The following is a 9,432-nucleotide window of genomic DNA, read 5'->3' as shown; positions in this document are numbered from 1 at the left end:
CCCACCACTAACATAGCGTCTTTACGTGATCGACTAATCGCTGTTTGAGAGACAAGAAAAAAATCAGGTCCTGGAGTAATAAGTGCACAAAAATGGATAAAAGCTAACGTAATTAACGCGACTAACATATTTTCCTCCAGATTTAATTCGTTGTTATTTATTTAGGAAAAATACATTAGCATTTTTTACTATACGTTAAAATCTTTAAGTCATTTTATAAATAGATTCAGTTTATTTAAATTAAAAAAAAAGCCTCCAGAGAGGCTTTTTTTATAAAGATAAGTTCTTAAACTAAAATATCTCGCTTACCATTAGGCCCCATGGCGCTCACAATGCCGTTCTCTTCCATTTGATCAATGATACGGGCAGCACGGTTATAACCAAGGCTAAATTTACGCTGTAGTGACGATGTAGAAGCTTTGCGAGTTTCTAAAACAAATGACACACATTGATCATAAAGTGCATCACGGTCAGAGCCTCCCTCACCCTCTTCAAAACCACGTGAAGTTGGTTCTTCATCAAATGGAGTCAAGATTTCGTCGACATAATCCGGCTCACCACGTTCACGCCAAGCATCACAAATGCGGTTGACTTCATCATCACTAATGAATGCACCATGTACACGCTCAGGCTCGATTTTACCAGGCCCTAAGAACAGCATATCACCATGACCGAGCAAATCTTCTGCACCGCCTGCATCCAAAATAGTACGCGAGTCGATTTTACTGTTTACACGTAATGCGACACGCGTTGGAATATTGGCTTTAATCAAACCGGTAATGACATCAACAGAGGGACGTTGAGTTGCAAGCAATAGGTGAATACCAGCAGCACGAGATTTTTGCGCTAAACGCGTAATCATTTCTTCTGCTTTTTTACCCACCTGCATAATCATATCGGCAAACTCATCCGCAACAATCACAATAGATGGCAATGGTGTTAAACGAGGTGCACGTTCTTGTGTCGCCGAATCACTTGGCTTCCAAGTTGGGTCAATGAGATCTTCCCCATTCGCAATTGCTTCTTCAACTTTACGGTTGTAGTCACTTAATTTACGAATTTTAAGAAACGACATCAGCTTATAACGACGTTCCATTTCATTCACACACCAGTTTAACGCGCTTACTGCATCTTTCATGTCAGTAACAACTGGAGTTAATAAATGCGGAATATCATTATAGTTTGCAAGTTCAAGCTGTTTTGGATCGATTAAAATCAAACGCAACTGGTCAGGTGTATATTTAAGCAACATCGATAAAATCATCGAGTTTACCGCAACCGATTTACCAGAACCCGTTGTACCAGCAACTAGCATGTGTGGGGCTTTCGCTAAATCAGTTAATACTGGATTACCTGAAATATCTTTACCCATCGCCATACTAATGAGTGCACTTGGATCGCGATATGTTGGTGTTTCCAATAGTTCAATCAAACGCACCATTTCACGGGCACTGTTTGGCACTTCAATCCCAATATATGGTTTACCAGGAATGACTTCCACAACACGAACAGAGGCCATCGACATTGAACGGGCTAAGTCACGTGAAATATTGGTTACCTTAGATGCTTTAACACCCGGTGCTAAATCTAATTCAAAACGGGTAACTACTGGCCCTGGTTGAGCCTCAACCACTTGAGCCTTAACATTAAATTCTTGTAACTTAATTTCAAGTAATTCAGATAAACGTGAAAGCTGCTCTTCAGTGAAGTTAACTTTCTTATTCGGATCAACCTTATCAAGTAGATCAAGACCTGGCAAAGTTGGTAAATCCAAACGCTTCTTGGCAACCTGCATTGCACGAGACATTGGTCGACCAGCTGCATCTGTTAATGGCGCATCTAAATCGAAATCATCTTCATCAATATCAAGATTTTCTTGAGGTTTCCCAGCAGTTTCCTGCCATGCCTCAATAAACTCTTCTTTTGAAAGTTTATCGGCCTGAATAGTCGTTTGAATAGGAGCTTTTACAAATGCTGAAGATTGCGCATAACTACTTGCTCTGACAGGTTCAGCAGGTGCAATATCTTCATCTATTAATAAATCATCAAAGTCTTCAAAAACTTGTTCATTTGCTAAATTTTTAGGTGACTGATTTACATTTGATAAAGGTGAAGATGTTTCATTCGCAATATTCACAGATTGCGAAGTTGGTTCTACTTCTACATGTTGATCTTGAACAAATGGTGTATGCACATCTGTTGCAGTTTTACTGTTTGGAACCGCAGCAAGCAACTCATCAAAAATTTCATCATCATTCCAGTCAAGACCATGTAAGTCTTGTTTAGCTGTAGATTGAGTTTGATGAACTTGTGAAATAGTTTGCTGGAATTGATCATGAGCAGGAGCTTGTTCTGTTGAATCATCAGCGGCTCTTAAAAGTGCATCAATTTCTTGCTTATGACTTGCATCATCACGTTGTAAAGCACGCCATACTTCACCCGTAGCTACTAAACGTTGGCTATCTTTTTCAAGCTTATGGGCTTGCTCAAGCGTATTTTCAAAGTTTTGAGTATTTGCAACTGGCTCAACTACTACAGGTTCAGGTCGGCTCTGCTCTTTCGCTAATACATCTGCAAATAACCTTTCAGCAACCGCATCATGTCGTGTTGCTGTAGGTTGTGATTGAGTAGTTTCAGATTGAACTGGCACTTCTTTTTCATCTGAAGCATTGGCCTCAGCGTTTTGTGCAACTTTCACTGCCGCTGCTTTGTTAGCAGGCTGAGTTGTTAAGTCATAATCCGATTCGTTTGGTGATACGTTTTTATAAAATAAATCTTGTAAATAGCTTGGTGTCGCTTTGAGCGTAACCCATGTTTTGCTCCATTGCACCCCAAATGCAAGAGTAAACAAAACCACTCCGAAAACGAGTAAGAATAAGGTCGCACCGTAAATTGTTAGCAATTGAGATAGGCTTTGACCTAACTCGTAACCAATAATTCCCCCAGCCGCATTATCTAAAGTATCTGCCGGCACATTCCAATGTAAATAAAGCAGGCTAGACACAACCAAAATTAAAAAGAATTGTGCAGCATAACGAAATGGGCGGTTTAAAAAACTACGTGGCCACCACACCTGTATTGCTTCAATAAAAAGGAAAATTGGAATAAGCAAACTTGCCCATCCTAAAAAACCAAACAGCAAATCTGCAATCCATGCGCCAGCAATACCACTTGCATTGGATACTTGCTGAGTATCACTGGAAATATGCATCCAGCCCGGATCAAATGGTGTATATGTTACTGTTGCCAGAAACATATAAATCCCAAAAGAAACCAAGAATAATGTCATCAATAAGCGCTGTGCATAAACACTCGACACCGCAGTCATATACTGTCCTGTAACCCATTTAATTATTGGTTTAGAGATGTGAAGAACTACATTCTAGATCTTCAACGAATGAACTTTATATTATGCACCTGTTCTTACAAAAAAGGTGCATGATTCTTTACAGTTGTTGTTAACATGAGGCACTTCTATATTGTTATATAACTTAATTCGATTGATCTGATCAATATTATCCACATTGATTTAACGCTATTGATCGGCAAATTCACGTATAATTTTCAAAATTCTCGAAATAAATAAGGATACCCTCAATGAGTGCTCGTCATTCTCGGTTAATTATTCTCGGTTCTGGCCCTGCGGGCTATAGTGCAGCTGTCTATGCAGCACGTGCAAACCTTAAACCTACTTTGATTGCAGGTTTACAACTAGGTGGGCAACTTACAACAACAACCGAAGTTGACAACTGGCCGGGCGATCCTGAAGGTTTAACAGGTCCTGCATTAATGGATCGTATGCAAGCACATGCTGAACGCTTTGGTACAGAACTCGTCTATGACCATATTAACGAAGTGGACTTAAACGTACGTCCTTTTGTTCTAAAAGGTGATATGGAAGAGTACACATGTGATGCTTTGATTATTGCAACTGGTGCTACAGCTCAATATCTTGGCCTAGAGTCTGAACAAAACTTTATGGGACAAGGCGTAAGCGCATGTGCAACATGTGATGGTTTCTTCTACAAAAACCAAAAAGTAATGGTTGTAGGTGGTGGTAACACTGCTGTTGAAGAAGCGCTTTATTTATCAAATATTGCTTCACATGTAACGCTAGTACACCGCCGTGATAGCTTACGTTCTGAAAAGATTTTGCAAGATCATTTATTTGCCAAAGAAAAAGAAGGCAAAATCAGCATTATCTGGAATCACGAAGTTGAAGAAGTATTGGGTGACAATACTGGTGTAACAAGTGTTCGCCTTAAATCAACTCAAGATGAATCTAAGCAAGACGTAGAGGTTCATGGTCTATTCGTTGCAATTGGCCACAAACCAAATACTGGAATGTTTGATGGTCAATTAAACTTACGTGATGGCTATATCCAAGTACAAAGCGGTACTTCTGGTAATGCAACAGCAACTTCTGTAGCTGGTGTTTTTGCTGCTGGTGACGTCGCTGACAGCATTTATCGTCAAGCGATTACTTCTGCTGGGTCAGGCTGTATGGCTGCTCTAGATGCTGAAAAATATCTAGATAATCTGGGTTAATTTAATCGATGCAACAAAAGACATCCAATAAACGATTGGGTGTCTTTTTTTATGTTTTATGAAGTTTATCTCTTCATATTTTCAAAATGGTCTAAATGTGTAAAACGTCCTGACCTCGTTTGATATTGGTCAATTTGAGGAACTAACCGTTGAAAGTGCTCAGACTGAACATGTCGATCTAATGCTGCCCGATCTGCCCATTCCTCAATAAAAACAAAATGTCCTAAATTTTTTATATCATGATATAAATCATACGCGACACATCCTTCTTCACATCGCGTTTTATCAACAAGCTCTTGATAAAGTGGTAAAACCAAATCAATTTTTTTTAATATCAATAAAATCTTCTGCAATAAGTTTTAACATCACGCAAACCTTTTCTATTCGTTCATGCATGCTAAAGTTGAACAATAAAAATTGTCAATGAAGCTTAGTTACGTTAATTTTGAACCATTCCATTTCATTTTATTTTCTATGCAGAAACTTCCACTCTCTCAATTCATTTTCCCTGACTCTATTGAAGCCGATCCAGATGGTCATGGTTTAATTTGTATTGGAGCCGATCTCTCCCCTTCTACCCTATATGAAGCATATACCCACGGTTTATTTCCGTGGTTCAATGAAGATGAACCCATTTGTTGGTGGAGCCCTGAGCCTCGGTGTGTGATCTATCCTCAAAATTACAAGCCAAGTAAGTCACTCCTTAGAAACATGAAAAAACATGATTATACAATTACGGTTAATCATGCCTTCGAAGAAGTTATTCGCTCATGTTCTCTACCCAGAAGTTATGCAGATGAAACTTGGATTAGCGAAGATATTATTCAGGGCTATTGTGAGATGTTTAATGCTGGCTATGGATATAGTGTGGAAGTCTGGGATCAAAACGAACTTGTCGGAGGGCTATACGGCATTACGATTGGCAAAGGATGCTTCGGTGAGTCAATGTTTAGTAATGAAACTGATGTTTCAAAAATGGCTTTTTATACATTAATGCTGATTGGACAAGAAAATCAGCTCCCTTGGGTCGACTGCCAGCTTGTAAATAGTCACTTAATTAGCTTGGGAGCCTGTACACTTTCTCGTCAAGACTACTTAAAATCGTTACAAGATGTAATTATTCACCCCTCTATCAATTGGAAAAAGTATCAAGAACGTGTATTTTCAAGTAAAACAATAGCGTTAGATGCAAAATTAATGGAATGATAACAGGAGGGACCAATCATGAAATCATATCACCCGAAGTCCCTTTTAAATGATCTGCAGTATTATATTACTCCACCTCATGATTGCAGCTACCTAGAAAATAAATCGGCGCGCATGGTGTTTTTAGACCCTATTCATCGGATTGATGTGGTCACTCTTTCAGAACTTTCTCGTTTAGGATTTCGCCGTAGCGGTGACTTCGTTTATCGTCCTGAATGCCATTTATGCAGACAATGTTTGTCTTGTCGTGTTCCAGTTGTCGATTTCCAAATGAACAGCATGCAAAAAAAAGCGTGGAAAAGAAATCAAGATCTGACCATGACTGTTTTGCCAACTCAGCAAGCTGCTCAAATTCATTATGATTTATATGAACGCTATATTAATGAACGTCATGCTGATGGTGACATGTTTCCACCAAGCTTAGATCAGTTTGAAAAATTTTTAGTACATAGTTGTACAGATAGTTTCTTTTTAGAGCTTTGGAAAGATAACCGTTTAATCAGTGTATCTACCTGCGATCTAATGGATGATGGACTGTCGGCTGTTTATACTTTCTTTGATCCAGATGAACATCGTAGATCACTTGGTGTGTACTCTATTTTGAACCAAATCGAATATGTGAAATCGCTTGGTTTAGAATATCTTTATTTAGGTTACTGGGTGCCACACTCAGCCAAAATGAATTATAAGTCGCAATATACCCCTTTAGAACTTTTACTCGATGGGCAATGGCGCCGCTTAAACAGATCCCTATCGCCCGACGAAATTCAACAGTTAGGTACGTCGCTTATGACAACATTACCTTCTGAATGGAATAATTTAATTATTAAATAATTTTGATCTGACTTTCTTATGAAAAGCACTCAGATCAAAATTTAGAATAAAGAAGCAAAATCATCTGTACAGGTTTTTACCATGATGACTGCATGTTCCCGCCCCCCCTCTGGGGTAGGATAATAATTGCGACGCAGGTCGATTTGGTGAAAACCTGTTTTTTCATATAAACCGATAGCAGCTTTATTACTTTCACGAACTTCTAGAAATATTTGTACTGGCTGATTTTTTAATTGATCAATTGATGCATTTAATAATTCATATCCTAAGCCCTGACCTTGCATTTTAGGATCAACGGCCATGAGCAATAAATTTGCTTCATCTAGAACTGGTTGTAATATACAAAACCCAACGACTTTATCTTGTGACTCAATGACAGTGCATTGATAAGAATTCAAAGATTCTACAAATTGCTGTCTTGACCATGGGTGTGTTTGCACTGATTTTTCGATTTGTACAACAATATCAACATCAGTGTTTTGCATAATACGAATCATGGGGTTCAGCACAATCAAAGTTCTAAAGTAGTGCGTATTATAAAAACTTCACAAGAAAAAACGAGTAAAAAAAAGGACAAATAAATTGCCCTTTTTACCATCCTTTTTAGAGACCTAATTTTTCACGCCAAGTTGCTAACAGCGCTGTAGTATCAGAATCATTTGGATGAAATTTTGGTCTTAAGAAATCAAGTAACTCTGGAATTTGACGTGTCATAAAACCTTTACGACCATACATAAACTTAAGCATATACTTCGTATCTTTCCAAGTTAATTTATCATCAGTCTTGAGTAACTTAGCAGTAAAATAAGATTGTGTTGCAAAGATTAATGCCATTGCAATAATCAAAGCTGCTGAGCGCATAAAATAAGCTTTCGGACCTTGCCCATACATGCTTGTGTACACATCAAATGCCACAGCTTTATGTTCATTTTCTTCAACTGCATGCCACATCCATAAATGATACATCGTGTCATCTTGGAACATCGCCTGAATTTCAGGGTTTTGTAAAAGTTCAGCTGCAATGGTAGACGTAAAATGTTCTAGCGCACATGTTCCCGTCAAATCAATCATTTCTTTAGTGTAGCCAAAAGGTTTCATTAATTTGGTTACAACAGCTGTACCCATCTTAATGACTTTTCCTGTTTGCTTTTCCATATGGCGAACATCATAACCATAAGCTTGCGCTGAAGCATTAAATGCTAAATGCTCTTTCGAATGCATCGCTTCTTGACCAATAAAAGCACTAATTTCTTTTTGAAGATCTGGATCAGCAAGCTTTGGATCATTTCGAACAGCACGAGTACTATTTACAAAGAACTGCTCACCTTCTGGGAAAAGGGCTGATAATGCTGTCATAAAATGTGTTAATGCCGCGTCATAATTCGCCCAATAGCGTGGGACCTGAGTAAATTCAAAGTCCATACGACGCACAGGGAAACTAGCACCAGCACGATTGGAAATATTTACCTTAGCATTCATCTCAGACTCCTTTTAAGTGAATAGCTAATTCACATATAACTTTATTTATTTTCTTAATATTTATAATCATACGTCTTTCGATGTACCAATTAAGTGCAGATGAGGACAGAGAATTATCAGATGAGGTCATTAATAACCCCATAAAGGTGCATAGACTTACTTATACTTATGGTTAGCAAATAATACTTAAAAAGAAAAAAGGGCTACTCATGAGCCCTTTCAAATCAACATAGATTTAAATTACAAACCTAATTTTGCTTTCCATGTTTTCAATAGACCCACTGTATCTAGGTCATTTGGGTGAAAACCAGGTTTAAAATAAGCTAGCATTTCTTTAGCCATACCACTAATAATGCCTTTAGATGGGCTATATCCATATTTATAAATTACTGATAGTTCATTTAAATTCAACTTATTGTCTTGTTTTAATAAACGAAGTACAAAAGATGATTGAATCAAAAAGATTAAAGTCATAGCAAACACTAAAGAACTGGTTCGTAAGGCATAAGCTTTTATACCTTTACCAAATACACCTTCGTACACGTCAAAAGCTACAGCTTTATGCTCATTTTCTTCAATAGCATGCCAATACCACATGGTTGACATCGTCTCATCTGTCATCAACTCTTGAATGTGCTTATTAACTAATAACTGTGAAGCTATAGTAGCGGTAAAATGTTCAAGTGCTGTTGTAGCTGTCAGGTCAACCATTTCTTTAGTCATACCGAAAGGTTTAACAATTTTTACAAAAGCTTTAATTGCTGTTTGAATCGCCGTGTCAGTAAACTTCTCTAATGTTTCTACATCGTGACCAAACTTTTGAGCAGAAGCATTAAAATTTACATGCTCTTGAGTATGCATTGCTTCTTGCCCAATGAAGGCACTAATCTCTTTTTGTAATGCTTCATCATCTTTAATAGATGGGTGATAACGTACAGCACGTACACTATCTATGAAGAATTTTTCACCTGCCGGAAACAAGGCCGACAATGCTGTCATAAAATGTGTGAGTCCAGCAGAACCATTCATCCAATATTCTGGTACATCATTAAATTCAAAGTTCATACGACGTACAGGAAAGCTCGCTCCTGCGCGATTCGTAATATTCACTTTAGCATTCATACCCAAAGCTCCTTATTAAGTAATCCAAATTACTCAAACTTTATTGTTCGTTTTCTTGATTCTTATCATACAAATTTCATAAAAAGGATTAAGGGTAAATAAGGACATTGGAATATCAGTTAAGGCCAGCTTTTATAGTGATTGTTAGACAATTAAATATAAAAAAAGCGCTCTAAAAAGAGCGCTTTTTTTCACTGAAAGTGATTATGCAGTTACTTTCGCAACAACACCAGCACCTACAGT

At 37.9% G+C, this 9,432-nt stretch carries 7 protein-coding genes and 2 pseudogenes; 3 read left to right on the top strand and 6 right to left on the bottom strand.

The genetic code is table 11. The features are described from left to right. Window positions 1-128 (bottom strand): annotated as a pseudogene (locus UC75_RS21240) (threonine export protein RhtC); the annotation flags it as partial. Window positions 129-286: 158 nt separating this feature from the next. Next, window positions 287-3,328, bottom strand: a complete 3,042-nt coding sequence (locus tag UC75_RS11005; RefSeq protein WP_049837618.1) for a DNA translocase FtsK — start codon at window positions 3,326-3,328, stop codon at window positions 287-289. A gap of 269 nt (window positions 3,329-3,597) precedes the next feature. Between UC75_RS11005 and trxB the strand changes: the two genes are divergently transcribed. Further along, a complete protein-coding gene (trxB, locus tag UC75_RS11000; RefSeq protein WP_049837617.1) occupies window positions 3,598-4,548 on the top strand; it encodes a thioredoxin-disulfide reductase in 951 nt (316 codons plus the stop codon). A gap of 65 nt (window positions 4,549-4,613) precedes the next feature. Here the strand turns inward: trxB and UC75_RS10995 are convergent. Next, a pseudogene (locus UC75_RS10995) lies at window positions 4,614-4,914 on the bottom strand (putative quinol monooxygenase). Between the two features lie 108 nt (window positions 4,915-5,022). On the opposite strand from UC75_RS10995, the gene aat reads away from it, so the two are divergent. Together aat and UC75_RS10985 are read left to right on the top strand one after the other, a co-directional pair. Next, window positions 5,023-5,754, top strand: a complete 732-nt coding sequence (gene aat, locus UC75_RS10990) for a leucyl/phenylalanyl-tRNA--protein transferase (RefSeq protein ID WP_049837616.1) — start codon at window positions 5,023-5,025, stop codon at window positions 5,752-5,754. An 18-nt stretch (window positions 5,755-5,772) separates the two neighbouring features. Beyond that, window positions 5,773-6,588, top strand: a complete 816-nt coding sequence (locus UC75_RS10985) for an arginyltransferase (RefSeq protein WP_049837615.1) — start codon at window positions 5,773-5,775, stop codon at window positions 6,586-6,588. 41 nt (window positions 6,589-6,629) lie between these two features. Here the strand turns inward: UC75_RS10985 and rimI are convergent, their stop codons facing one another. The 3 genes from rimI to UC75_RS10970 all read right to left on the bottom strand — a co-directional run bounded on the left by rimI (window position 6,630) and on the right by UC75_RS10970 (window position 9,189). After that, window positions 6,630-7,085, bottom strand: coding sequence for a ribosomal protein S18-alanine N-acetyltransferase (gene rimI / locus UC75_RS10980; protein ID WP_049837614.1), 456 nt, complete (start codon window positions 7,083-7,085; stop codon window positions 6,630-6,632). A 106-nt stretch (window positions 7,086-7,191) separates the two neighbouring features. Then, a complete protein-coding gene (locus tag UC75_RS10975) occupies window positions 7,192-8,067 on the bottom strand; it encodes a metal-dependent hydrolase (protein ID WP_049837613.1) in 876 nt (291 codons plus the stop codon). Between the two features lie 240 nt (window positions 8,068-8,307). Further along, complete coding sequence (locus tag UC75_RS10970) at window positions 8,308-9,189, bottom strand: metal-dependent hydrolase (protein WP_049837612.1); 882 nt, start codon at window positions 9,187-9,189, stop codon at window positions 8,308-8,310. Window positions 9,190-9,432 lie beyond the last annotated feature (243 nt).

The sequence above is a fragment of the Acinetobacter sp. V2 genome (assembly GCF_001188385.1).
GTDB classification, from domain to species: Bacteria; Pseudomonadota; Gammaproteobacteria; order Pseudomonadales; family Moraxellaceae; genus Acinetobacter; species Acinetobacter oleivorans.
Note: the sequence above shows the minus strand (reverse complement) of the source record. Positions and strands in the feature narration are given on the sequence as shown.

What these genes read in the sequence shown, in the direction of transcription:
- UC75_RS11005 (WP_049837618.1), bottom strand. Translation starts at nt 3,328, where the DNA reads ATGACTGCGGTGTCGAGTGTTTATGCACAGCGCTTATTGATGACATTA.
- trxB (WP_049837617.1), top strand. Translation starts at nt 3,598, where the DNA reads ATGAGTGCTCGTCATTCTCGGTTAATTATTCTCGGTTCTGGCCCTGCG.
- aat (WP_049837616.1), top strand. Translation starts at nt 5,023, where the DNA reads ATGCAGAAACTTCCACTCTCTCAATTCATTTTCCCTGACTCTATTGAA.
- UC75_RS10985 (WP_049837615.1), top strand. Translation starts at nt 5,773, where the DNA reads ATGAAATCATATCACCCGAAGTCCCTTTTAAATGATCTGCAGTATTAT.
- rimI (WP_049837614.1), bottom strand. Translation starts at nt 7,085, where the DNA reads ATGATTCGTATTATGCAAAACACTGATGTTGATATTGTTGTACAAATC.
- UC75_RS10975 (WP_049837613.1), bottom strand. Translation starts at nt 8,067, where the DNA reads ATGAATGCTAAGGTAAATATTTCCAATCGTGCTGGTGCTAGTTTCCCT.
- UC75_RS10970 (WP_049837612.1), bottom strand. Translation starts at nt 9,189, where the DNA reads ATGAATGCTAAAGTGAATATTACGAATCGCGCAGGAGCGAGCTTTCCT.